The sequence below is a fragment of the Halalkalicoccus subterraneus genome, from assembly GCF_003697815.1.
Classification (GTDB): Archaea; Halobacteriota; Halobacteria; order Halobacteriales; family Halalkalicoccaceae; genus Halalkalicoccus; species Halalkalicoccus subterraneus.
The window spans coordinates 12,748-36,229 of record NZ_RDQG01000011.1; the positions used below are offsets into that span (position 1 = coordinate 12,748).

The 23,482-nt window shown below is 66.1% G+C and carries 27 protein-coding genes; 15 read left to right on the plus strand and 12 right to left on the minus strand.

From position 1 onward, the window contains the following. Both dhaK and EAO80_RS03100 read right to left on the minus strand, forming a co-directional pair. Positions 1-1,008 carry a dihydroxyacetone kinase subunit DhaK gene (dhaK, locus tag EAO80_RS03095; RefSeq protein ID WP_122088478.1) on the minus strand — a complete coding sequence of 336 codons (1,008 nt, stop codon included), beginning with the start codon at positions 1,006-1,008 and terminating at the stop codon, positions 1-3. A gap of 36 nt (positions 1,009-1,044) precedes the next feature. Further along, a complete protein-coding gene (locus tag EAO80_RS03100; RefSeq protein WP_122088479.1) occupies positions 1,045-2,013 on the minus strand; it encodes an ornithine cyclodeaminase family protein in 969 nt (322 codons plus the stop codon). 57 nt (positions 2,014-2,070) lie between these two features. Here EAO80_RS03100 and EAO80_RS03105 point away from each other — a divergent pair, with 57 nt between their 5' ends. After that, positions 2,071-3,210 (plus strand): NAD(P)/FAD-dependent oxidoreductase, encoded by a 1,140-nt coding sequence (locus EAO80_RS03105; protein WP_122088480.1) that lies wholly within the window; start codon positions 2,071-2,073, stop codon positions 3,208-3,210. On the opposite strand, the gene EAO80_RS03110 is transcribed toward EAO80_RS03105, so the two are convergent. Then, a complete protein-coding gene (locus tag EAO80_RS03110; RefSeq protein ID WP_122088502.1) occupies positions 3,207-4,352 on the minus strand; it encodes a pyridoxal phosphate-dependent aminotransferase in 1,146 nt (381 codons plus the stop codon). The genes EAO80_RS03105 and EAO80_RS03110 overlap by 4 nt on opposite strands. A gap of 90 nt (positions 4,353-4,442) precedes the next feature. Next, positions 4,443-4,931 carry an Lrp/AsnC family transcriptional regulator gene (locus tag EAO80_RS03115; RefSeq protein ID WP_122088481.1) on the minus strand — a complete coding sequence of 163 codons (489 nt, stop codon included), beginning with the start codon at positions 4,929-4,931 and terminating at the stop codon, positions 4,443-4,445. A gap of 101 nt (positions 4,932-5,032) precedes the next feature. Here EAO80_RS03115 and EAO80_RS03120 point away from each other — a divergent pair, with 101 nt between their 5' ends. The 3 genes from EAO80_RS03120 to EAO80_RS03130 all read left to right on the plus strand — a co-directional run bounded on the left by EAO80_RS03120 (position 5,033) and on the right by EAO80_RS03130 (position 6,670). Next, a complete protein-coding gene (locus EAO80_RS03120; protein ID WP_122088482.1) occupies positions 5,033-5,446 on the plus strand; it encodes an EamA family transporter in 414 nt (137 codons plus the stop codon). Between the two features lie 42 nt (positions 5,447-5,488). Next, positions 5,489-6,106: a thioredoxin family protein gene (locus EAO80_RS03125; RefSeq protein ID WP_122088483.1), complete on the plus strand. Its 618-nt coding sequence runs from the start codon at positions 5,489-5,491 to the stop codon at positions 6,104-6,106. 108 nt (positions 6,107-6,214) lie between these two features. After that, positions 6,215-6,670, plus strand: a complete 456-nt coding sequence (locus EAO80_RS03130) for an SRPBCC family protein (RefSeq protein WP_122088484.1) — start codon at positions 6,215-6,217, stop codon at positions 6,668-6,670. Between the two features lie 60 nt (positions 6,671-6,730). On the opposite strand, the gene EAO80_RS03135 is transcribed toward EAO80_RS03130, so the two are convergent. Next, entirely contained in the window at positions 6,731-8,224 is a 1,494-nt protein-coding gene (locus tag EAO80_RS03135; RefSeq protein ID WP_122088485.1) for a uracil-xanthine permease family protein, read from the minus strand. Between the two features lie 106 nt (positions 8,225-8,330). On the opposite strand from EAO80_RS03135, the gene EAO80_RS19390 reads away from it, so the two are divergent. Next, positions 8,331-8,480: a DUF7557 family protein gene (locus tag EAO80_RS19390; RefSeq protein ID WP_162993844.1), complete on the plus strand. Its 150-nt coding sequence runs from the start codon at positions 8,331-8,333 to the stop codon at positions 8,478-8,480. On the opposite strand, the gene EAO80_RS03140 is transcribed toward EAO80_RS19390, so the two are convergent. From EAO80_RS03140 to EAO80_RS03150, 3 genes are all read right to left on the minus strand, one after another. Beyond that, positions 8,477-8,923, minus strand: a complete 447-nt coding sequence (locus EAO80_RS03140; RefSeq protein WP_122088486.1) for a DUF5799 family protein — start codon at positions 8,921-8,923, stop codon at positions 8,477-8,479. The genes EAO80_RS19390 and EAO80_RS03140 overlap by 4 nt on opposite strands. A 129-nt stretch (positions 8,924-9,052) precedes the next feature. Beyond that, positions 9,053-9,451, minus strand: coding sequence for an OsmC family protein (locus EAO80_RS03145; RefSeq protein WP_122088487.1), 399 nt, complete (start codon positions 9,449-9,451; stop codon positions 9,053-9,055). Positions 9,452-9,564: 113 nt separating this feature from the next. Beyond that, on the minus strand, positions 9,565-10,293 hold the full coding sequence (locus EAO80_RS03150; protein WP_122088488.1) for a metal-dependent hydrolase: 729 nt from the start codon (positions 10,291-10,293) through the stop codon (positions 9,565-9,567). Positions 10,294-10,395: 102 nt separating this feature from the next. On the opposite strand from EAO80_RS03150, the gene EAO80_RS03155 reads away from it, so the two are divergent. The 4 genes from EAO80_RS03155 (at position 10,396) to EAO80_RS03170 (ending at position 14,673) form a co-directional block, all read left to right on the plus strand. Continuing rightward, positions 10,396-11,121 carry a fumarylacetoacetate hydrolase family protein gene (locus EAO80_RS03155; protein WP_122088489.1) on the plus strand — a complete coding sequence of 242 codons (726 nt, stop codon included), beginning with the start codon at positions 10,396-10,398 and terminating at the stop codon, positions 11,119-11,121. Between the two features lie 76 nt (positions 11,122-11,197). Then, complete coding sequence (locus EAO80_RS03160; RefSeq protein WP_122088490.1) at positions 11,198-11,449, plus strand: hypothetical protein; 252 nt, start codon at positions 11,198-11,200, stop codon at positions 11,447-11,449. Between the two features lie 64 nt (positions 11,450-11,513). Next, the gene (gatE, locus tag EAO80_RS03165) at positions 11,514-13,385 is read left to right on the plus strand and encodes a Glu-tRNA(Gln) amidotransferase subunit GatE (RefSeq protein WP_122088491.1); all 1,872 of its coding nucleotides are present in this window, start codon (positions 11,514-11,516) and stop codon (positions 13,383-13,385) included. Between the two features lie 73 nt (positions 13,386-13,458). Continuing rightward, positions 13,459-14,673, plus strand: a complete 1,215-nt coding sequence (locus EAO80_RS03170) for a DUF418 domain-containing protein (protein WP_122088503.1) — start codon at positions 13,459-13,461, stop codon at positions 14,671-14,673. 15 nt (positions 14,674-14,688) lie between these two features. On the opposite strand, the gene EAO80_RS03175 is transcribed toward EAO80_RS03170, so the two are convergent. Then, positions 14,689-15,405 (minus strand): RNA methyltransferase, encoded by a 717-nt coding sequence (locus tag EAO80_RS03175; protein WP_122088492.1) that lies wholly within the window; start codon positions 15,403-15,405, stop codon positions 14,689-14,691. Then, positions 15,402-15,926: a hypothetical protein gene (locus EAO80_RS03180; protein WP_122088493.1), complete on the minus strand. Its 525-nt coding sequence runs from the start codon at positions 15,924-15,926 to the stop codon at positions 15,402-15,404. Before EAO80_RS03180 ends, EAO80_RS03175 begins: the two co-directional genes overlap by 4 nt. A gap of 90 nt (positions 15,927-16,016) precedes the next feature. Between EAO80_RS03180 and folP the strand changes: the two genes are divergently transcribed. From folP to EAO80_RS03200, 4 genes are all read left to right on the plus strand, one after another. Further along, complete coding sequence (gene folP / locus EAO80_RS03185) at positions 16,017-17,144, plus strand: dihydropteroate synthase (RefSeq protein ID WP_122088494.1); 1,128 nt, start codon at positions 16,017-16,019, stop codon at positions 17,142-17,144. A 126-nt stretch (positions 17,145-17,270) separates the two neighbouring features. Next, a complete protein-coding gene (locus tag EAO80_RS03190; RefSeq protein ID WP_122088495.1) occupies positions 17,271-17,951 on the plus strand; it encodes a 6-hydroxymethylpterin diphosphokinase MptE-like protein in 681 nt (226 codons plus the stop codon). A 160-nt stretch (positions 17,952-18,111) separates the two neighbouring features. Continuing rightward, positions 18,112-19,356, plus strand: a complete 1,245-nt coding sequence (locus tag EAO80_RS03195; protein ID WP_122088496.1) for an NRAMP family divalent metal transporter — start codon at positions 18,112-18,114, stop codon at positions 19,354-19,356. A 1-nt stretch (position 19,357) separates the two neighbouring features. Next, positions 19,358-19,801 carry a universal stress protein gene (locus tag EAO80_RS03200; RefSeq protein ID WP_122088497.1) on the plus strand — a complete coding sequence of 148 codons (444 nt, stop codon included), beginning with the start codon at positions 19,358-19,360 and terminating at the stop codon, positions 19,799-19,801. Positions 19,802-19,907: 106 nt separating this feature from the next. Here the strand turns inward: EAO80_RS03200 and EAO80_RS03205 are convergent, their stop codons facing one another. Further along, the gene (locus tag EAO80_RS03205; RefSeq protein ID WP_122088498.1) at positions 19,908-20,906 is read right to left on the minus strand and encodes a TIGR04024 family LLM class F420-dependent oxidoreductase; all 999 of its coding nucleotides are present in this window, start codon (positions 20,904-20,906) and stop codon (positions 19,908-19,910) included. Positions 20,907-21,016: 110 nt separating this feature from the next. Between EAO80_RS03205 and EAO80_RS03210 the strand changes: the two genes are divergently transcribed. Next, complete coding sequence (locus EAO80_RS03210; protein WP_122088499.1) at positions 21,017-21,256, plus strand: glutaredoxin family protein; 240 nt, start codon at positions 21,017-21,019, stop codon at positions 21,254-21,256. Positions 21,257-21,262: 6 nt separating this feature from the next. Here the strand turns inward: EAO80_RS03210 and EAO80_RS03215 are convergent, their stop codons facing one another. Beyond that, positions 21,263-22,267, minus strand: coding sequence for a phosphate uptake regulator PhoU (locus EAO80_RS03215; protein WP_122088500.1), 1,005 nt, complete (start codon positions 22,265-22,267; stop codon positions 21,263-21,265). A gap of 456 nt (positions 22,268-22,723) precedes the next feature. Here EAO80_RS03215 and EAO80_RS03220 point away from each other — a divergent pair. After that, positions 22,724-23,482: phosphate ABC transporter ATP-binding protein (locus EAO80_RS03220; protein WP_122088501.1), on the plus strand; the 759-nt coding region annotated here is incomplete at its 3' end.

Consider the following 23,482-nt stretch of genomic DNA (forward strand, 5'->3'; position numbering starts at 1 on the left):
TTACTCCCCCCGAACCGTCAGTGCGGGCGTGTCGGCAGGCGCGCCCAGCAACTCCTCGAGTTCGTCGTCGAGTTCGAGCACCGTCACCGAACAGCCGGCCATGTCCAGCGAAGTCATGTAGTCGCCGACCCACGCCTCCCCGACGTCGAACCCGCGCTCGCCGAGCAGTTCCTGCACGCGGCGGTTCACGACGTACAGCTCCATCAGCGGGGTCGCGCCCATCCCGTTGACGATCGTGGCGATCCGCGCGCCCTCCGCGAGATCGAGGTCGTCGAGCACCCGCTCGGTGAGATGGTCTGCGACCGCGTCGGCGCTCATCACGTCCGCTCGCTCGACGCCCGGCTCGCCGTGGATACCGATCCCGAGTTCGATCTCGTCCGCGGGGAGGTCGAACGTCGGCTCGCCCTTCTCGGGAGTCGTACAGGAGGTCAGTGCCATCCCCATCGTCCCCACTTGGTCGATTACTTTCTCGGCGAGACGTTTGACCTCGCTCAGGTCGTCGCCGCGTGCGGCGGCCGCGCCCGCGATCTTGTGGACGAGAATCGTCCCGCAGACGCCCCGGCGCCCGGAGGTATAGAGGGAGTCCTCGACGGCCACGTCGTCGTCGACGACGACGTACTCGACCTCCGTATCGCCCTCCAGCTCGGCGAGCTCGATCGCCGTCTCGAAGTTCATCACGTCGCCCTCGTAGTTCTTCACCACGCAGAGCACGCCCGCCCCGCCGTCACAGGCCCCGACCATTTCCCCCAGTTGGTCGGCGGTCGGGGAGGTAAAGACCTCGCCGGCGGCCGCCCCGGTGAGCATTCCCTCGCCGAGATAGCCCCCATGAGTCGGCTCGTGGCCACTCCCGCCGCCCGAGACGATCCCGACCGTCCCCTCGACCGGCGCGTCGGCACGCACGAGGACGTTCGTTTCCTCCAGTCGACGGACGTACTCGGGGTGGGCCGCGACCATTCCGGCGAGCATCTCGTCGACGACGTCGCCGGGTTCGTTGATCAACTTCTTCATGTTCATTCGTATCAAGGACCGAGCGGCGCATAAACGTTAGCTGAGCGCGAGGCTCGTTCCACGGTCCATTTTCTCCGCGCGTTCGACCAGATAGGCGGCTGTCGCGGCGTCCAGAACCGCCGAACCGACGCTACAGAGAACGACGATCCCCTCCGAGCGTTCGAACTCGCCCTCGAAGACGTCCGAAAACGGGACGAGATCGTCGGCTTCGAGCCCGCTCTCGCACAAATCACCCGTGTGGATCGCCTCTCCGGGGATGTCCGCGAGGACGGCCTCGGCCCGCTCGATGGTTTCGCGGTCCAGTTCGCGCATCCCCTCGTCGTAGGCCCCCACCGCGACCACCAGCGCGTCCGGTTTCAGCGCGCCGCCCGGAAACACCGGCTCCTCGCTCGGGGTCGCCGTCAGTACCACGTCCGCACCGGAGACGGCGTCCTCGGGAGTGGCGACGGCCTCGGCCGGGATCCCTCGGTCCACGAGGTCGGCCGCACACCGGTCCTTGGATTCGCTCGGCGAGTAGATCCGAACCCCTCGAAGGGCGCTTCCGGCCGCGATCGCGCGCGTTCCCCAGCGGGCCTGTGTTCCCGCACCGATCACGCCGACGGTGAGCGGATCCGCCGCCAGATCGCGCGCGGCCAACCCGGCGACACAGCCCGTTCGGGCACCCGTGACCCGGGTGCCGTCCATGTACGCTTTCGCTGTCCCCGTCCGGGCGTCGGTGACGGCGATCTGGGCGTTGACCGTCGGTAGTCCTCGCTCCGGGTTCCCCGGATGGATGCTTGCCAGTTTCGTCGCGTAACACTTCTCGCCGTGGATGTAGGCGGGCATCGTCAGCCCGGTCCCGAGCGGTTCGTCGGATTCGATACCACTGCCGACCGGGAAATGCGGGCGTTCGGGGCGCTCGACCTCGTTTCGGCCCTGTTTTCGAAACGCCCCCTCGACGACTCCGAGGAGGTCTTCGAGGTCGAGCAGCGCGGCGACATCCGAATCGGACAGGACACGAACCATACCTCCCCTGACTCGGCCGACGCCAAATGATTACCTCCCCCGCCTCGTGTGACCGACATGCACGTCGTCGTGATCGGGGGCGGGATCATCGGCCTCGCGAGCGCCTACGAACTCGCCGAACGGGGTGTTCGCGTCACCGTCCTCGAGAAGGGGTCGCTGGGCGGAGGCAGCACGGGCCGGTCGGCCGGCGGGATCCGCGGTCAGTTCTCGACGCCCGTCAACGTCGAGCTCTCGCGGGCGAGTTTCGTGATCTGGGACCGCTTCGAGGAGACCTTCGGCGTCGACATCGCCCACCGTCGGGTCGGGTACCTGTTTCTCGCGCGCGAACCGGAGACCGCGGACCGGCTACGCGAGACCGTCGCCATGCAGAACGCCCATGGAACGTCGAGCGAGTACCTCGACCCCGAAGCGGCCCGCGAACACTGTGACGGACTCCGTACGGAGGCGTTCCTCGGTGCGAGCTACTCGCCCGAGGACGGCTTTGCGGACCCGAACCTCGCCGTGCAGGGCTACGCGCGGGCGGCCCGCGAGGCCGGCGCCGAGATCCGGACGAAGACCGCAGTCGAGGGGGTTCACCGCGACGGCGGGCGGGTGATCGGCGTCACGGCGGGCGGACGGATCGACGCCGACTACGTGGTCAACGCCGCCGGCGCGTGGGCACGACGGGTGGGAAAGCTAGCCGGCGTCGAGCTACCGGTCACGCCAAAGCGCCGCCGGATGGTGATCGTCGACCCCGAGGAGCCGGTTCCCGAAACAGATCCGCTGACGGTCGACCTCGACGTCGGGTCGTACTTCCGGCCCGAGCGGGAGGGCGCAGCGCTGGTCGGCGGGCAGTTCGGCGCGGATCCGGCGGCCGACCCCGAACGCTACCGAAAGGGGATCGAAACCGACTGGGCCGCAGGCGTGGTCGAGCGCGCGGGGGAGATGGCTCGCTACTTCGGACCCGAAACCCGGATCAAACGGGGGTGGGCCGGGCTGTACGCCGTGACGCCGGACAACCACCCGATCATCGAGGAGACGGTTCCTGGATTGGTCAGTGCCGTCGGCTTCTCGGGACATGGGTTCATGCACGCGCCCGCGACCGGGAAACTGGTCACGGAGCTGATCCGTGAGGGCGAGGCCTCGCTCGTGGACATCGGTTCGCTGAAAAGCGATCGGTTCGGGGACGAACGCTCGGAGGAGCGGAACGTCGTTTAGTTCACGAACGCTTCGAGGCGGTTCATCGCCTCCTTCAACTGGGGAAGGCCGCTCGCGTACGACACCCGGAGGTGGCCCTCGCCGGCCTCGCCGAAGACGGAGCCCGGAACGACGGCGACGCCCTGGTCTTCGAGCAGGCCCTCGGCGAACGCCTCGTCGTCGCCCGGGACTTCGGGGAAGACGTAGAAGGCGCCCTGAGCTTCGAAGCAGTCCAGTCCCATCTCCGAGAAGCGAGAGAGGACGAACCGACGGCGGCGGTTGAACGCGCCGACCATCTCCTCGACGTCGTCGTCGCAGCTCTCTAAGGCTTCGAGGGCGGCGTGCTGGGCGGTCGTCGGGGCCGAGAGCATGGAGTACTGATGGATGCGGTTCATCGCCGCGATCCCGTCGCTTGGCCCGAGCGCGTAGCCGAGGCGAAGCCCGGTCATGGCGTAGGCCTTCGAGAAGCCGTTGAAGACGATCGTGCGCTCGCGCATGCCCTCCAGTGTCGCGATCGAGGTGTGTTCTCCCTCGTAGGTCAGGTCGGCGTAGATCTCGTCGGAGAGCACTCGAATATCGTGTTCGCGGCAGAACTCCGCGACGGGTTCGAGGTGCTCCTCGCGCATGACCGCGCCCGTCGGGTTGTTCGGGTAACAGAGGATCAGCAGGTCGGCCTCGCTCGCGCCCGCCCGGTCGAGGGACTCGTAGGTCAGTCTGAACTGCTCGTCCTCGCGGGTGCGCACGGGTAGGGGTTCCCCGTCGGCCAGCAGGACACCCGGGCGGTACGAAACGTAGGAGGGGTCGACCATCGCGACCCGGTCACCCGAGTCGACCAGCGCCCGCAGCGCCACGTCGACGCCCTCACTGACGCCCGTCGTCACGAGGACCTCCTCACCGGGATCGTAGTCGAGAGCGTATCGCTCCGCACAGTGGTCCGCGATCGCCTCTCGGAGTTCGCGCATTCCGCGGTTCGCGGTATACGAGGTCTGTCCTCGCTCCAGCGAGGCGATCGCGGCGTCGCGGGCGGCCCATGGCGCCGAGAAGTCGGGCTCGCCGACGCCGAGCGAGATGACGTCCTCGCGCTCCTCGGCGAGTTCAAAGAACTTCCGGATGCCGGAGGGTGGAACCCGCCCGACGCGCTCGGAAGTCCTCACGCGTGCCACCTCGTGTGGCACGCGTGAGGAGGGAACAGCGCCGCTGCGACCGTGTTCACGAGATCCACCCCACGCGTTCAATCCCGACGGCCGACCGCGTCATGGCGAGACCGAGAGGCGGTCGTCGTCGTCGTCGCCGTTCATCTCGATGCCGCCCTCCTTGTAGGTCTCCATGACGAAGTGGGTCACCGTCTGGGTCACCTCGGGGACGGGAGCGACCTTCTCGCTGACGAACCGCGAGATCTTTCTCACAGAACTCGCCTCGACGATCATCAAAAAGTCGTAGTTCCCGCTGACGAGGTGGAGCGAGGAGACCTCGGGGAACTTCGCGAGGCGCTCGGAGACCTCGCCGTAGCCCGTCTCGCGGTCCAGCGTGACGTTGAGTTCGACGGCGGCGCGGGCGTGGCCCTCGTCGAGGTCGTCCCAGTCGACGATCGCCTGATAGCCCCGGATCGTCCCCTCGCCTTCGAGGTCGGCGATCGTGGCCTCGACCTCGCTCTCGGAGAGGCCGGTCTGGCGCGCGAGATCCGCCGTCTCGGTGCGGGCGTTCGCACAGAGGGCCTCGAGCAGTTCGCGTTTCGGCTCCATACAGGGAGAGCCGACCGCGGGGGAATAAGGCTTGCTCCCGACCCGATATTCGCCCCGGTCGGGATCGCAACGCATACCGAACCGACGCGGATAGCTCCGCCATGAACTACCTGCTGTGGGCGCTGATCGGACTGGTGGCGTACACCTTCGTCGCCCCGCTGATGAGCGTCGCCACGACCGACGTGCCGAGCGACGTCGCGGTCATCGTCTCGAACACCATGCTCGTCGTCGCCGCTGGGGCCGTGGTCGCCGTCTCGAACGAACCGGTCGTCGAGTATCTCACCCATCCCGATGCACCGTACATGTACGCCGCGGGGATCTGTCTCGCGGTGGGGATCCTCGCGTACTACCGCGCGCTCTCGATGGGGCCGGTCAGCGTCGTCGTCCCGATCTTCGGGATGTTCATCGTCACGAGCTCGCTGGTGGGGTTCGTCGCGCTCGACGAGCCGGTGACGGCTCGGAAAATGGCCGGGATCGGCTTCGCGGTACTGGCGGTCTACCTCACCGCCGAGTGATCCGAGTCAACGCTTTTGTCCTTCGCGGTCCCGAGATTCGATATGGCGCTCCAGAAATCCGACAGCGACCTCGCACGCGACGACCCGGCTCCCGAGTTCGAGCTGCCCGGCGCGGACGGCGGGACCTATTCTCCCGAGGATTTCGCGGACCGCGAGGCGCTGCTCGTGGTCTTTACCTGTAACCACTGCCCGTACGCGAAGGCGAAGATCGACCCGCTGAACGCGATCGCACGCGAGTACGACGAGGTGGCGGTCGTCGGGATCAACGCCAACGATGCCGAGGCATACGCTGAGGACTCGTTCGAACGCATGAAAGAGCTGGTCGCGGACGGTACCGTTGAGTACGACGCCTACCTGCGCGACGAGTCCCAGGAGGTCGCTCGCGCATACGGCGCGGTCTGTACGCCCGACCCGTTCCTCTTCGAACGACAGGACGGCGAGAAGTCGCGCTCCTCGGAACGGTCGAGCGGATCGGATCCGCGAGACGGCGAGTTTCGACTGGCCTACCACGGCCGGATCGACGACGCCCACGACCCCGACGCCGAGCCGACCGAACACGACCTGCGCGAGGCCATCGAGCAACTGCTGGCGGGCGAGTCGGTCACCGTCGAGGAACAGCCCTCACGAGGTTGCTCGATCAAGTGGCGAGATACGACCTGAAAGCGTGCCGGGGCAGCAGCGTTTATGCTCTCAGCGCACCATATAGTACGCTGGATCACCTGAATCGACGGCGATCGCATCGAGATCCGGTGGTCGGAGAGGAGTAACATGGTCACAATCGAGAGAGACATTTGGATGGATGCGCGGCCGGAACGGGTGTTCGAGTACATGGCGTCGCCTACAAACCACCTGAACGTGATGCCGAGCCTCCACAGGGTCGAGAACGTCGAGGAGCTACCGAGCGGCGGCCACCGAGGGGATTTCCGGTTCAAAATGGTCGGCATTCCGATCGACGGACGCTTCGAGGACGTCGAGTTCGTTCCGTATGAACGGCGCGTCTACGAGATGAGCGGCGAGATCGAAGGCAGCATGCACTACACCTTCGAGCCGGAGGACGGCGGGACGCGCGTTACCTGCGTGATGGACGTGGAGTTCCCCTCCCGAGTGCTCGATAGGGTGCTTCGTCCCGTCGTCAGGCGGTACAACGAACGTGAGGTCGAGACGATGCTCGAGACCCTCAAGACGATCACGGAGGCCGAACGAAAGACGCCTCAACCGGCGTGAACGTACGTTTTTAACCGAGAGAAGCGATCGAGGCGGAATCACACGTCCCGACCGCGCGGTTCAGTCGGCCGACTGACGAAATCGTTCCCAGGCACTGTGAAACTCCGTATCGTCCTCGGTGCGTTCGTCCCACTGTTCGAGGCCACGCTCCCGTCGAGTGCCGGGGATGGTGTTGTCCAACACGAGCGCGACCAGCCCGCCGACGGCCATCCCCGTGCCGCCGATGACGAAGACCGTATCGGCGAACAGCGGCGAGCCAAGTAGGGGAGAAACGCCGGCGGCGAGTTCGCGGAAGGCCGCCGCGCTCTCGAAGTTCGCCATGTACTGGGGGATCGCGAGGCCGACGAACAGCGAGAAGCCGACGATGAAGACGTTTCTTTGGCTGTCGAGGTCGACGTGTTTCAGCGTGCTGATCCCGACGGCGACGATCTGGCCGAACATCGCGAGAAAGAGGCCGCCGACGATGGGGTCGGGAATGGTCGCGACGAGTTGGCCGAAATATCCCACGAACCCGACCACGAGCATGATCGCCGCACCGACCTGCACAACGTAGCGGGAGGCGACCCCGGTGAGGCCGATCGCGCCGATGTTCTCCGAATAGGATGTCGAGCCGCCGGTGCCCATGACGCCCGAAAAGACGTTCATCAACCCTTCCATGCCGATCCCGTGGTTGATCCGCTTCTCGCTCGGCGCGCCCGTGCCGGTCAGGCGCGCCACCGCGTGATAGTCGCCGAAACTCTCGATGACGGAGGCGAGCACGCCCGCGATCATCCCGATCACGAGCGCGAATTCGACTCTGGGGATCCCCCACTGGAAGGGGTAGATCGGCATCAGGGCAGGGGCCGACGCGACTTGGCCCAGCGCGACGTAACCCGCCGAATCAGGGGAGTACACGCCCGTAATCGAGAGGACTGTGGCGAGCACCCAGACGATCGCGACTCCGAGGATCACCGGGAAGAGCTGGAACGCGCGGCTTTTCGTTTTCAGGTACTGCGAGAACAGTACGATCAACCCGACCGTGAGTCCCAAGAGGAGCCAGTCCTGGTTCGCGGCGGTGATCTGGTCGGCGTCGAACAGCGCCAGCCCGATCAGCGCGATCGTAGGGGCGATCACCACGGGGGAGAGGAACCTGCGAAGGCGGCCGATCAGGCCGAGGTAGCCGATGGCGATCTGAACGAACGCCGCGACGATGATCGCCCCCTGCAGGTAGCGCAGGTCGGTCTGCCAGCTCGGCTCGCCTGGGATGGTCCCCACGACGGCGATGATCGCCAAGGCGGGCGCGAGCATCGAGAAGGGCGCGCCCTGTACGATGGGATAGCGGTTTCCCAGCGTGGTCTGTGCGAGCGTTGCGACCCCCGACACGACGAAGAAGGTGCCGACGAACCGCGCGGTGACGTCGGCGGGCATTCCCATCGCGCCCGCGAGGATCAGCGGAACGGCGATGTTCGCCCCGACCATCGTGAGATAGTGTTGCAGACCCAGAAGGATCGATTCGAAAAGGGGTGGTCTGTCCTCGATACCGTACTCGACGAAACTGGCCTGGTCCTCACCCATTGTCCAAACTGCCTGTGGTTCGCAGTTGGGCGCTCAAATGCCTGCTGATTCGCCCGCCGACGAACCACGGCCAACACTTACAACACCGGACCGCAAAGGGGACGACATGACCAAAGTCGAGCTCGAGGAGGAGACGATCGACCGTCTGGATGCCCTTCGCCAGGAGGAGGAGTCCTACGAGGAACTCATCAACGAGCTCATCAACATCTACGAGGCCGGCGAGATGAGCCTCCACCACGCGGGCGACGAGTTCTAACTGGCCGCCTCGCGGGTCGACTGCCACTTGCCCTGGTCTTCGAGGCGTTCCTGTAACCGGTCGGCGTACTCGGCGACCAGCTCTTCGGCCGCCTGCAGGTCCTCGTCGTTCCCGCCGTCGCCGCCCAGCCCGAGCGCGCCTTTGATCGAGGCGAGGACGCCCCCCGATGGTTCCGATGTCGAGCTGCCGCCCGCCCCGCCGGCGGCCCGGACCTGCGCGTCGATCTTCTCGAGTTCGGGCATGATTTGGGGGAGTTTCTCGGTGTTCGCGACTAGTCGTGCGCGTTCGGAATCCTCGGGATCGCGGATCTCGAACCCGGTGGCGGTCATGATCAGGCCCCACTGCTGGCTCGAAAAGCGCGACTCGTTGACTCGCTCGGTGAACTCGCGGTCGACGGCCATCCGGTCGCCGACGATCCGGTCCATCCACGGCTGTTCGCTCATGCCCGTCGTTCGGAGAGCGGCGGTATCAGGGTTTCCCACGGCAGCCACTCGACCGGGGCGCGGCGGGTGAAAACGGCGAGGCTCGTCCGCTCGCTCGAAAACGTCGTCGGGAAGAGTACCGGGGTCGATCTAGAACGCGCCGCCTTCGACGCTGATGTCGGCGTGGAGTTCCTCGCGCAGCGCGGCGTGGACGTGACAGATCCCCTCCGCACGGTCGACGACCTCTTCGAGCTCCGAGTCGTCGAGGTCCTCCTCGACGTAGATGTCGAATCGGATGGCCGAGAGGTCGTCGTCGTCGTCCACATCTGCCTCGGCGTCGATCTGGAGCTTGCCGAGATCGTCGTGATCGCGCTGCTGGCCGCCAACGCGGAACGCCGGCAGGAAACACGACGCGTAGTCCGCGACGAGGACGGCGTTGGGGTTCGGCCCCTCCTCGTCGGTGGCGTCGATCGTGAGTTCGAAGTCGCCGACCTGGCTGTTGGTTACGAAGCCCTGCTCGCTGACGCTGGTGGTTTCGATGTCGGTCATTGCGTTCGGATGATTCGGCCCAACGGTCCTAAAGGTGGTGTTAGCAGGCGAAGGGGACCGATACCGATGCGGTGAGGTCCGCGTCGCGTTCGGTCGGTTCGGTCGCCGTCTGCCTACGGCGAGAGGTCGAACGTCTCGTCGCCTTCGAGGATGTGGGCCTCGGCGTCGCTGCCCGTGGCCTTCACCTCGCGGACGAAGTCGTCGGTGTCGATCTCGATGGGCGGGAACGTATCGTAGTGCATCGGGAAGGCATGATCGACGTCGAGCCAGTCGGCGGCGATCGCGGCCTGCCACGGACCCATCGTGAAGTGATCGCCCGCCGGAAGCGCGGCGGCGTCGGGCTCGAGATACGGGCCGATCACCTCGCGCATCTCGGTCATCAGGCCGGTGTCGCCGGCGTGGTAGAACGTCGTCGACTTCTCGTCTTCGACCTGTGTCGGCTTGGTGTCGCTGATGACGTAGCCCGCAGGCATCCCCGCCGAGTACTCGTAGTCGGTGTCGATGCCGTTGGTGTGGTCCGCACGACACATCGTCACGTAGGCGTCACCGCACTCGACGGTGCCTCCGAGGTTCATTCCCATCCCGCCGACGGTCTCCTCGAAGCCGAGTTCCTCCTGAGCGTAGGTCGCGAGTTCCGGGTTCGCCACGAGCGTCGCCTCCGAGAACTCGCCGGCGTGACCGATGTGATCGGCGTGAGCGTGGGTCAGCAGGACGTAATCGGGCGTTTCGATGTCGCTCGGCTCCAGATCCGTCTTCGGGTTGTCGAAGAAGGGGTCGATCAGCAGGTCGGTGTCGCCGACGGTGACGTGCCATGTCGAGTGTCCGTGCCAGGTGAGTTCCATACGAGTCGACGAACGACCGACGGACCCATAAAAGGTGCCGCCCGCGATAGTCGAAACTGCCGCCGAACGAAGCCTTTTGCTCCCCCGGTCTGAGGACCACCCATGCACCGCGTTCGATTTCGCGACCCCGCCGGTTCGATCCGACAGGGCGAGTGGAGCGACGGAGAGGTCAGCTTCGGCGGCGAGACGTACGCCACCGAGGAAATCGACGTCCTCGCGCCCTGCGAGCCGACCAAGATCGTCTGTATCGGCCGGAACTACGCCGCCCACGCCGCGGAGCGCGACGAGGACGTTCCCGATCGGCCCCTGCTCTTTCTCAAACCGCCCAACGCCGTCGCGGGCCATGACGACACTGTGACCCTACCCGAGGGCCGCTACGTCGAACACGAGGCCGAACTCGGGGTCGTCATCGGCGAGCAGTGTCGCAACGTGAGCGAGGACGATGCCGAGGACGTGATCGCGGGCTACACCTGCTTCGACGACCTCTCGAACCGGGACGACCAGGACGAGGAACAGAACTGGATCCGGGGGAAGGCCTTCGACAACGCCGCGCCGATGGGTCCGGTTCTCGCAACGCCCGAGGAGGTCCCCGACGACGCGCGGATCCAGTTGCGCGTCGACGGCGAGACGCGCCAGGATTCGACCCTTGAGCACCTCATATTCTCGGTTCCCGAGTTGATCGCCGAGATCACCCACTACATGACCCTCGAACCCGGCGACGTGATCGCGACGGGTACTCCTGAGGGTGTCGGGCCGGTCGAGGACGGCGAGACGGTCGAAGTCGAGATCGAAGGGATCGGAACGCTCGAACACGAGATACGCCAGTAATCGCGAGACGGCGCTACGGTAAACCTCGGAGGGTCCGATCGCTGGCTATTTATCACATCGAGCGATCCGAGTGTATATGCAACGACGCAGCTTTCTCGCGCTGGGAGTCACGAGCGTCTCGCTGCTCGCCGGCTGTACCGACGTTGGCGGCATTAACGGTGGAGACGACGGAGAGAGCGGGGCGAACGGGAACGATACCGACTCGGACGACCACGGGCACGAACACGACGGCGAAAATCACAGCCACGGCGACGATGGGAACCATAGCCACGACGGTGAGGAAAACCACAGTCACGACGGCGAGGAGAACCACAGTCACGATCTCTGATCGGCTCCCGTCCCGAACCGAAGACTGAACGGTTTTTTACCACTCGGATCCCCACGTCGGCACAATGACCGACGCGTATGACTACGAGGAGCTTGGGCTCGTCGCCGGTCTCGAGATCCACCAGCAGCTCGACACGGCGACGAAGCTCTTCTGTTCCTGTCCGACCGAACGGCGCGACCCCGATGAATCGACCCACCGGTTCTCGCGGTATCTCCACCCGACCAAAAGCGAGCTCGGCGAGATCGACGAGGCGGCCTTGGAGGAGAGCCGGGTCGACCGCGAGTTCGAGTACCTCGCGTACGATACGACCTGTCTGGTCGAGGCCGATGACGAGCCACCGCATCGAATCGACGGCGAGGCGCTCGACGTCGCACTGGAGATCGTACGGCTGCTCGACGCCGAGCCGGTCGATCAGGCCCACGTCATGCGAAAGCTCGTCGTCGACGGCTCGAACACCTCGGGCTTCCAGCGCTCGTCGCTGATCGCTACCGACGGCGAAATCGAGACGAGCGAGGGACCAGTAGGAATCGAGGACCTCCTCCTGGAGGAGGAAAGCGCCCAGCGCATCGGAGGGACTGAGTCGGGCGTTCGCTGGAGCCTCGACAGACTAGGGATTCCGCTGGTGGAGATCGGCACCAGCCCCGACATCTCCTCGCCCGAGCAGGCCCTGGAGGCCGCAGAGCGCATCGGCATGCTGCTTCGCTCGACGGGCACCGTCAAACGGGGGCTCGGCACGATCCGCCAGGACGTCAACGTCTCGATCGCGGAGGGCGCCCGCGTCGAGATGAAGGGCGTCCAGAGCTTGGAGGACATCGCCGACCTCGTGCGCGGCGAGGTCGGTCGACAGGTCGAGCTGCTGGCGGTCGCCGAAGAGCTCACCGACCGGGAGGCGAGCGTCGGCGACCCCGTAGCGGTGAGCGAACTCTTCGCCGACACCGACAGCGGGGTCATCGCCGGCGCCCTCTCGGACGACGGCTCGGTGATGGCCGTTCCGCTGTACGGCTTCGACGGGCTGGTTGGCCGGGAACTCCAACCCGACCGTCGTCTGGGCACCGAGCTCTCCGATCACGCGAAACGCCACGGCGCGGGCGGGATCTTCCACACCGACGAGCTACCGGCCTACGGCGTTACTGATGACGAGGTCGAGGCGCTGCGCGAGGCCGTCGACGCCGGGCCCGACGACGCCGTCGCCATCGTCGCCGACGACACCCAGACCGCCGAATCCGCGATCGACGCAGTTGCCGCCCGTGCCGAGACCGCGATCGAGGGGGTTCCCGAAGAGACCCGCGGCGCGGACGAGGACGGGACCTCACGCTACCTCCGCCCACTGCCGGGCGCGGCGCGGATGTACCCCGAGACGGACGTTCCGCCCGTCGAACCGGACCCGAGCGAGGTCGAGACGCCGGAGCTCCTCACTGAAAAAGTCGAGCGCTACCAGTCCGAGCATGGTCTCGACGCCGGGCTCGCAGAACAGGTCGCCTACGGCCGGCGAATGCCGCTGTTCGAGCACGTCGTGAGCGACGGGGTCGATCCCACGCTCGCCGCGGGCACGCTCGAATCGACCCTCACCGAACTGCGTCGCGACGACCTGCCCGTCGAGAACCTGAGCGACGACCAACTCGCCGGGGCGCTCGCGCTCGCGCGCGACGGTGACCTCCCGAAGGGGAGCGTCGGCGACCTGCTCGCGGCGGTCGCCCGGTCCCCGGAACTCACCGCCGAGGAGACCCTCGAACGCGAGGACCTGGGTGGGGCCTCCGAGGACGAGGTCCAGGAGGCGGTCCGCGAGGTGGTCGAACGTAATTCCGAACAGGTCGAGGCGGAGGGGATGGCCGCGTTCTCGGGACTGATGGGCGAGGCGATGGGCGCCTTGGGTGGGAAAGCCGACGGCGAGGCCGTCAGCGCCGCACTGAGAGCGGAGATCCAGCGGCGAACGTGATCCACCGTCCCGACGTCCGTGGTGATCGCCCGTCGTGTCGATCGCACCGGTTGCGCCGAGCGGGGCGCGGACGATGAGCGACGGGGACGGGCCGACGCCGCCCTCGGAACGGATCGTCGGCCTCGACGCGCTGCGCGGGTTCGCGCTGCTTGGGATCCTCGTGATCAACGTCCGGGTGTTCTCGATGCCCGAGGCCACCCTGAGCAATCCGACGGTCTACGGCGATCTGACGGGGGCGAACTACTGGGTCTGGTTCGCGGGTCACGTCCTCGCGGAGGGGAAGTTCATCGCGCTGTTTACCCTCCTGTTCGGCGGCGGGATCGTGCTGTTCACCCGCAGCGCCGAGCGACGGGGACAGTCGCCCCTTCGGCTCCACCGGCGGCGCTCGGCGTGGCTCGTCGGGTTCGGCCTCGCCCATGCCTATCTGCTGTGGTACGGCGACATCCTCGTCGCCTACGGCCTCTGTGGACTCGTCGCCGTCGGCTTCCGGGATCGCCCGCCCCGGGCGCTCGCCTCGTTCGGGCTCGCCCTGTTCGCGCTCCCTTCGGCCGTCGAGGTGCTGTCGGCGCTGAGCGTCGATCCGGCCGCGATCGCGGGTAGCTGGCATCCCTCGGTGGCCGCGCTTCAAGGGGAGATCGCGGCCTACCGAGGGGGCTGGCTCGAACAGATGCGCCACCGGGTACCGACGGCGTTCGAGCGCCAAACCACGGGTTTTCTCGGCTACAGCGCCTGGCGGATCGGCGGCTCGATGCTGCTTGGAATGGCGCTGTTCAAGTGGGGCGTGCTGACCAACGAGCGCTCGTCGCGGTTCTACCGCCGGTTAGTCGTCGTCGGAGCGGCGAGCGGGCTGGCGGCGATCCTCACGGGTGTCTGGTACATCAAGGCCAACGACTGGAGCGCCGGGGCGGCGCTGTTCTGGCGGCAGTTCAACTACTGGGGAAGCCTCCCGCTGGCCGGCGCGTACGTCGGGCTGGTCATGCTGTACTGCCGGTGGCGCCCCGAAGGGATCGCGACGCGGGCGCTCGCGGCCGTCGGCCGGACCGCCTTCAGCAACTACGTTCTCCAGACGGTGCTCGCCACGTCGGTCTTCTACGGCCACGGGCTGGGTCTGTTCGGGGCGGTGAGCCGCGTCGAGGCGATCGGGGTCGTCGTCGCCATCTGGGCGGTGCAGATCCCGCTGTCGGTCCTCTGGCTGCGGTACTTCCGGTTTGGCCCGCTGGAGTGGCTCTGGCGAACCCTCACGTACGGGGAGCGCCAGCCGATCCGACACGACCGGACCGACGGATAGAGTGGGATCCCGATCCTATCGCTCCCGAGTCGCGCGCTCGACCGCCCGCAACACGCCGTGCAGCGTCGTGATCTCCCGATCGGTCGGATGGGCCCGCCCCACGAGCCGGCGCACCAGTCGCATCGTCTTCGGACGCTTGCCCTCGGGATAGCCGACCGCTCGTAGGGTCTCGTCGAACCGGTCGTAAAAGCGCTCGATCTCGGGTTCGGCAGCGCGCTCGTGTTCGACGTCCGGCAGCTGAGACTCACCCAGTGCCAGCCCCCGCAGTTCGTAGAGCGCGACCGTCGCGGCCTGCCCCAGATTGAGCACGGGGTAGTCGGCGCTCGCGGGGATCGTACAGATCTGGTCCAGTCGGGCGAGTTCCTCGTTGGTCAGGCCGATGCGCTCGCGTCCGAAGACGAGTGCCACGTCTGCCTCGACACCCGAGAGGTCCTCTGCGAGTTCGGCGGGCGTGCGAAACGGGAACCGGACGTGTTTGCGGGCGTCCTCGTTGGTCGTTGCGGTAAAGCCCACCGTATGAAAGCCCTCGACCACTTCGTCGAAGGTCACCGCCTCGGCGTTCGGCAGTATGTCTTCTCGTGCCTGCCCAGCGAAGCCGTAGGCCTCTCCATCCCTATCGAGTTCGGGTGGATCGACGAGTTTCAGGTCCGAAAACCCGAAGTTCTTCATCGCGCGGGCGATGGTACCGACGTTGCCGGGTGTTTTGGCCCCGACGACCACCACCGATATCACGAGGAGGGGTACTCCTGAGAGATGTCGAACTCCCGGAGGTCGATCTTCTTGCCGTCCTCCGGGTCCGGGACCTGCATCGCCTCGAAATCCACCTCGCTGGGCTCGGGGACGTCTCCCGGGTCGGTCTCGACGTGTTCGATTCCCCCGTAGTTGCCCGGCGCGCGCCCGCCGTCGGCGAACCACTCGTGGAAGGCGTCCTTGAGTCCGTCCTCACCCATGTACTCGCGCCCGCCCTCGTCGCGAAACCAGTAGAGGAAATCGGCTTCGTGCTCCTCGCAGAGCACCACCTCCGATCGGGGCTCGCCGTAGACCGCCTCGGCGACGTTACACTCCGCGATGTTCGCGTCGCCATGGATCAGCCAGCAGGCCTGACACGGCGAGGTCACGAGCGCTTCGAGCCGTTCGAGGCGCAGACGGGTGTCCTCGGGGATTTCCTCAAGGGGCTTGAACTCCCCCTCGTCGTCGAAGACCTCCTCTTCCTCGAACCGCCAGCCGCGAAGCCCGATACTTACCTTTCCCATGTCGGTGCTAACGGCGTGGCCGGTAAAAACCGCGTGGATCACCCGTCTCGAACCGGACCGCCTATCCGAACCCCTATCCTACCCCCGTCCATGCAGACCGTCGACGCGGCCGGACTGGGGATCGGCGACGGCCATCCCCCACGGATCATGGGTGTGCTCAACGTCAGCGAGGAGTCGCCCTACGATCCGAGCGTCTTCGCCGATCCCGGCGCCGCCGCCGAGTACGTCGACCGCGAACTGATCGACGAGGGCGCGGACATCGTCGACGTCGGCCTCGAATCGGCGAACAAGCGTCTCGACGTGCTTTCCGCAGAGGAGGAACTGGACAGGCTCGATACCGCCATCGAAACCATCGAGTCGGTCTCGGGGGAGGCGGTCTTCTCGATCGAGACACGCTACTCGGAGGTGGCCGAGGAAGCGCTCTCGCGGGGGTTCGACATGGTCAACGACGTCTGTGGGTTCGCCGACCCCGCGATGCCGGGGGTCTGCACCGAGCACGACGCCGCGGTCGTCAAGATGGCCTCGCCGCCGGATCTCGAACGCCCCGGTGCCGTCGAATCGGTCGAGGAGATCTACGAAGCCCTGTCGATGAACGGCGTGACGGAAAAGACGATCCTCGACCCTGCGTTCGGGGGATGGTCGGAGGAAAAGACGCTCGCGGACGACCGCGAGACGCTCCGTCGGCTCCGGGAGTTTCGCGCCTACGACCGGCCCGTGCTGGTCTCGATCAACCGGAAGAACTTCCTCCGAGAAGTCGCCGGACGGAGCACCGAGGCGGCCCTACCCGTTTCGCTCGCGGCGACCGCACTGGCCGTCGAGCGCGGAGCACACGTCCTCAGAACACACGACGTGAGCGAGACCCGCGACGCCGCGCTGATCGGTCGGGAGTTCACCCGCGAACGTGTCCACGAACCGAGGATCGAGGAACTCGACGTGACGACCCGTCGGGAGGCCGCCCGCCATCTCGAACGCGTCGGCGCCGACCGGGCGGTCGGCGACGCGACCCTCTCCCGTTGGTTTCGCCTCCGCGGACTCGGCGACAGCGCCGACCCGCTCGCGACCGCGGTCGCCGACGCCAACGGCGTGTTCCTCGTTGGCAGCGATCCCGCACTCCTCGTTGGGACCTACGAGGGGTTCGACACCGTCGCGCGCTCGCTCGGAGCCGATGTGACGCCCGCATCGGCTCTACTCTCGAAAATACTTCATGAATTTAGATAAGAGAAAGTTTATACCAGAGGGGATAAAACTGGAGGGTGGTAGCCGGAAGGGCCTTCGGGTAGGGGTACTCGGGCCACTCCGGCTCGCGAAACCGGTTCTCCCGACGCATCGTCGCGAGCCCCGGCGATGAACTTCCCGACGTGGAACCCCGTCTACGAAACGATCCTCGCGGACTTCGGGTTCGGCCGTCGGGAGGACGAGCGCGCTCGCGACGTGCTCGCGGATCTCACGGAATCGTTCGACGAGGGGCGACTCGCTCGGATCGAGGGCGCGGCGGTCGCGGTGGCGGGCGCGGGGCCCTCGCTTCCCGACGACCTCGAACTCGCCGCCGAGGCCGACTACGTGATCGCCGCCTCGACCGCCGCGGACACGCTTCTTGCGGCAGGAATCGAGCCCGACCTGTTCGTCACGGACATCGACAAGAATCCCGAGACGCTTCGGGAACTGACCCGACAGGGGACGCCGGCCGCCGTCCATGCCCACGGCGACAACATCGAACTGGTCGAGCGATGGGTACCCCGGCTCGCCGCCGAGAACGTCCTCCCGACGACGCAGGCCGCGCCGAAAGGGCCGGTCGAGAACTTCGGCGGCTTTACCGACGGCGATCGAGGGGCCTTCCTTGCGGATCACTTCGGCGCGTCTGAACTCCGTTTTCCGGGCTGGACCTTCGACGATCCGTCCGTGGGTTCGATGAAAGCCCGCAAGCTGCGGTGGGCCGAGCGCCTGCTGTACTGGCTCGAAACCCGCCGCGGCGAACGGTTCGCGGTCCTCGACGGCCGACGTGACGGGATCGAGCCCGTGAAGTAATCGCACGAGGGTTCGGTTCGGAATCAGAGTTTCGATCCTCTAAATCGACGAGATCGACTCGCCGTGCGGGAACCGTACCGGGACGAACGGGTTTCCGTTCTCCTAGCAAGCCGAACCCTTACCAGTGTGTTTCGGCGGTGTACTACTACGAGTTCGAGACATGGGATTCAAAGAGAAGTACGGTTCGAATCGATCAGGGGTGCAGTACGCCAGACGGATGATTCACGACTACGGGTTGGGTGTCCTGTTCGCGGCGAACGTCTTCGGCGCCGGGTCGGTCTACATCCTCTCGAATACGGGCGCGAACTTCGCGTTCGCGCTGCTGTGGGTCATGCCGCTGGCGTTCGTGATCGACATGGGCCTCCACGAGATGTCCGGTCGCCTCGCCACGATCGACGAACCGCTCATGTTCTACATCCGCGACGTCGTCGGCGCGACTGCGGGGAAGGCGTTCGCGATCACGATCTCGTTCATCATGCATTTTTGGTCGATCGCGAACTACGCCGTCGGCGGGGCGGCACTCGCGTGGCTCCTCCCGGTGAACAACGTATACATCACGACGATCGTCGTCGCCGCCATCGGCTTCGCGCTCGTCGAACTCCGGGTGTACGACCGCATCGAGGCCGCGGTCACGGTGTTGATCCTCGCGGTCTTCAGCATCTACATCGTGCTGACGAGCGGCCTCGAACTCCAGGTCGCCGAGGTGGCAAGCGGGTTCGTCCCGGCCATCTCCGGCGACCTCGGCTACATGGCGACGGTGATCGGCCTGCTCGGGACGACGGTCTACTACCCGAACTTCTTCATCCAGTCGAGCATCCAGTCCTCGAAGGGCTGGACGGACATGAAGCCCTATCGTCGCGACAACGTCGTGGGCGTCTCGTTCGCCGTTCTCCTCTCGATGGCCGTGATCATCGTCTCGGCCGCCACATTGGAGGAGGGAACGCCGACGCTGACCAGCCCGGGCGAACCGCTCACTGCGGCGCTCGGCGAGTGGGCACTCGTGGTCTTCGTCATCGCGGTGTTCCTCGCGTCGATCACCTCGGCGACCGGGACGCTGTTCGGTGCGGGATACATCGTTCCGCAGGCATGGGGCCACGACGCCGTCTTCGGCGACCGGTCGTTCCGCCGTGTGGTCGAGGTGCTGATCGTGATGTCGGTCGGATTCGCGATCCTACTGCTGGAGTTCACCGAAATGACGCCGGTTCGACTGGGGATCGTCATGCCGGCGGTCAACGGGATCATCGGCCTGCCGCTGACGACGTTGGCGCTGTACTACGCCAACGAGCGGTTCTTCGATCATCCGATCTGGCTCCGGGCGTTCCTCGGGGCTCTGGTCGTGTTGATGTTCGTTGCGTCCGCACTGAGTGCCCAGGACCTCGCCACGCAGGTCCTCTCGTGGCTCTGATATGCACGATACGATCCTCGTTCCGACGGACACGGAGATCGACACCGCGACCGTCGACTACGCGATCGACCTCGCTCGATCGACCGGTGCGACGATCCACGTGCTGTACGTCGTCGAGGCGGCGGTCGCCGAGGCGGCTCGAACAGTCTCGACGGTCGGCTCCTGGGAGGGCCGGGAGGCACTTCGAGAAGCCGGCGAGGAGGCGACCGACGCGATCGTCGAGCGCGCGGCCGACGCCGACGTCAAGGCCGTCGGTGCGGTGCTCGAAGGCGAACCCGAGGCGGAGATCGCCGACTACGCAAACGACTTCGACATGGACGTGATCGTGATCGGGACACAGGGCCATAGCACGGTCGAACGGGCGCTGTTGGGTAGCGTCACCGAGCGGGTCGCCCGCCTCGCAGATCGGCCCGTGTTGATCGTCAAGGGGATGGCCGACGACTGAGTCCGGCCCGTCGTCGAAAAGCGGCGTACGGCCGGAGGACGAACCTCGGGTTCGGCGCGAACACGTCGAGACTCCGCTCGAAGCTCTCGCCGCCGCCGTCGGGGAGCTAAGGCGAGAGCGCGTCGATCGTCGTCTCGATCTCCGCCTCGCTCGCGCCTCGTGGGAAGCTCACTGCGACGGCATCCAACCCGTCGACCGCCTCGAAGCGCTCGATCGATTCCCTCGCTTCCTCGGGCGTACCGGCCGCACAGAGTTCGTCGAGCAGCTCGTTCGTGACGTGCTCGACGGCGGCCTCGCGCTCGCCACTGCCCCACGCCGAGGCGATGGCGTTCGCCGCCTCCTCGTAGCCCTGGCGCGCCAGCGATTTTCGGTAGTACGTCCCCATCCCCCCGATGTAGAAGGCGGTGTGCTGGCGCGCGAGGTCGCGGGCGCGTTCGCGGTCGTCGAGAGCACAGCAGGTCAGCGAGAGCGTGGTCCGAACCATGGACGGGTCACGGTCCCCCAACTCGGCTCCGCGTTCGAGGTCAGCGAGTCGCTCGCGGATGCCGTCGGGCGTGAAGACGACGGCGTGCCACCCGTCGGCAAAGCGGCCGGCGAGCTCGACGGATTTGGGACCGAGACCGGCGGCGTCGATCGGCGGGGCGGGCTCGGGCGGATCGCTTCGGAGTCGGAAGCCCGACAGCTGGAAGATCTCTCCCTGATACTCGACCGGCTCGCCCGAGAGCACTCGCTCGATGATCTCGACGTACTCGCGGGTGCGCCGGAGCGGGCGCTCGAAGGACTCGCCGTGCCAGCCCTCGATCACCGCGGGACCGCTGGGGCCGATCCCGAGTCGGAACCGGCCCTCGGAGATCTCCTGGAGGGTCGCGGCCGCCTGCCCCATCAGCGCCGGCGAGCGCGAGTAGACTGGGAGGATGCTCGATCCCAGTTCGATGGTGTCGGTGCGTTCCGCGAGCACCGTAAGCACGCTCACCGCGTCGCGGCCCCACGTCTCGGGCAGCCAGGCACGCTCGTAGCCCTCGTCTTCGGCCTGCCGAGTGTAGGAGACGAGCGAGTCGATCCCCGACTGGGCGGCCACCGGGAGGTGGATCTCGCGGTCCGTCACCGGAAACTCACCGCGCGTTGAGTGTGCATACCGTCCGTGGGTGGGCGGCGAGTAAAAAGAGCGGGGATAGTGGAGTCGGCTTTTTAGTCCACCGCGTGCTAGTGGTCGGTATGTCCATCACGCTGTACCAGCTCGATGGCTGCCCGTACTGCGAGAAGGTCGCGGATCGACTCGACGAGATCGGCGTCGAGTACGAGACGATCTGGACCGAGGCACTGCACTCGAAGCGGGACGAAGTCAAGCGGGTGTCGGGCCAGCGGGGCGTCCCGGTGCTCGTCGACGACGAGCGGGGGATCACCATGCCCGAATCCGAACACGTCCTCGAACTCATCGACCGAACCTACGCCTGAGTCGCACTACTGCGTACCGGGGGTCGGCGCGGCCTTCTGGAGGGCGATCTCGGCGATGTTTGCCCCGTAGTCGCCGATGCGCGACAGCGAGTCGACGATCAGCCCCAGTAGCTGGGCGTCCGCCGGATCGACGACTCTGAGGCGCTCGTCGAGCGTTCGCGTCCGCTCGTCGAGTTCGGTCGCCTGCACGAGCGTCGCGGTGGCGAGTTCGGTCGCCCGATCCGGGTCCTCGACGAGGAAGGCGTCCATCGCGTTCTCGACGATGTCTCGCGAGTCGGCTTCGAGGGCCGCAAGCGGCTCGCGAACGTCCTCGGGGAGCGCTTCGAGGTCCTCGCCGTGGCTCGCGATCTTGACGGTGTGATCCGCGATACGCTCGATCTGGCGCGCACAGGTCCGGTAGTCGAAGCAGGTCTCCCGGTCGAGGTCGATGGCCGCCGCCGCCCGCGGGTCGCGCAGGACCGAGCGAAACAGCCGTGAGGTGACGTACCACAGCCTGTCAACGTCGTCGTCGCGGGCGGCGACCTCGCCGAGTGAATCGGGCTCCTCGGAGAGCAACCCCTCGGTGACGTCCTCGAGCATCGAGAGCGCGAGCAGTCGCATCTGCATGACGGTGTCGTGCAGCGAGAGCTCCGACGAATCGAGGAAGTCTCGAAGGACGATCCGGTCCTCTGTCTCGGCGCTGACCTCGAAACCCACGAGCTCCGTTGCCGTGTTTCTGACCGCCCGGCGCTGGGCGGTCTCGATCGGCTCGGATTCGACGACGATCTCCTCGAACCCGTTGATATACAGGGTCACGAGCCGGCTCTCGAGTTCCTGTGGAGTGACGCCCTCGGCTGCAAGGACGGTCTCGGAGTCCCCGCCCGATTCCGAGGGCGCCGCGACGAGGCTGTCGCCCTCCGGATAGAAGGCGAGCGTACTTCCCGCCTCGATGCCCGTTGCTGTCGCCCACTCCTTCGGGAGCGAGACGGTGTAGGTCGATCCACCCGTGATCTGAACCTTACGGACCTCCATACCCCTCCGTTCGTTCATCGCTACATAAGCTCTTCTAAATATATATAGCATGTTTCCAAATCGCCTCGTTCGTCCGTCAATAGGATGCGATTCGTCCGTGGACGGAGCTTGCGTCCTGACGGAATCGTCGTCACGAACTGGCTCAAATCCACTGAAATGCCGTATATCGCCTTTTGATCGCCTCGGATTCGATTCGTTTGGATACACCGTGTAGGAGAGCCGGTGATCAGGACGGTGTAACCAACCGTTAGTACTGGGATATATATCTATGATATACTATATAGATATCTTAGTAGAGTATTTACCCGCTCTCGAACACGGGACAGACGGTGGGGGATGATCCGTCGATCACCGAGTCGGCCGGCGGCGAATCGCCCCGTTTGTCGCCTCCGTGCGGTCGTCCGTACGGGGGTATCGCCGGTGAGAGTGGTCGGTCAGTAGAACGGAACACAACCCATGTCATCACAGAAATCAGACACGGACGAGGCACTCATCCAAACGGATATTCAAACGTCGGCCCCCTCGCGGGACTCCTCGGGGACCAATCGGACGGTCCTCGAAGCTCGCGACCTCGACGTCTACTACGGCGATGACCGAGCGCTCGATGCGGTCGACATCGAGATCCCCGAGAAGCAGGTGACGGCGATCATCGGCCCGTCGGGCTGTGGAAAATCCACGTTCCTGCGCTCGATCAACCGGATGAACGACCTCATCGACGTCTGCCAGGTCGAGGGTGAACTGATCTTTCGTGACAAGAACGTCTACGACGAGGACGTCGATCCCGTCGCGCTGCGCCGCAGGATCGGAATGGTCTTTCAGAAACCCAACCCGTTCCCGAAGTCCATCCGCGACAACGTCGCCTACGGCCTGACGGTCCAGGGCCAGTCGGCCACCGACGAGGACGTCGAGCGCGCACTGCGCGAGGCGGCACTCTGGGAGGAGGTCGAGGGTAAACTCGATTCATCGGGGCTGGACCTCTCCGGTGGGCAACAACAGCGCCTGTGTATCGCTCGCGCCATCGCGCCCGACCCCGAGGTGGTCCTGATGGACGAGCCGACGAGCGCGCTCGACCCCGTCGCCGCCTCGAAGATCGAGGACCTGCTCGAAGAGCTCGCCCGTGATTACACGGTCGTGATCGTTACCCACAACATGCAACAGGCCGCCCGCATCAGCGACAAGACGGCCGTCTTCCTGACCGGCGGCGAGCTCGTCGAG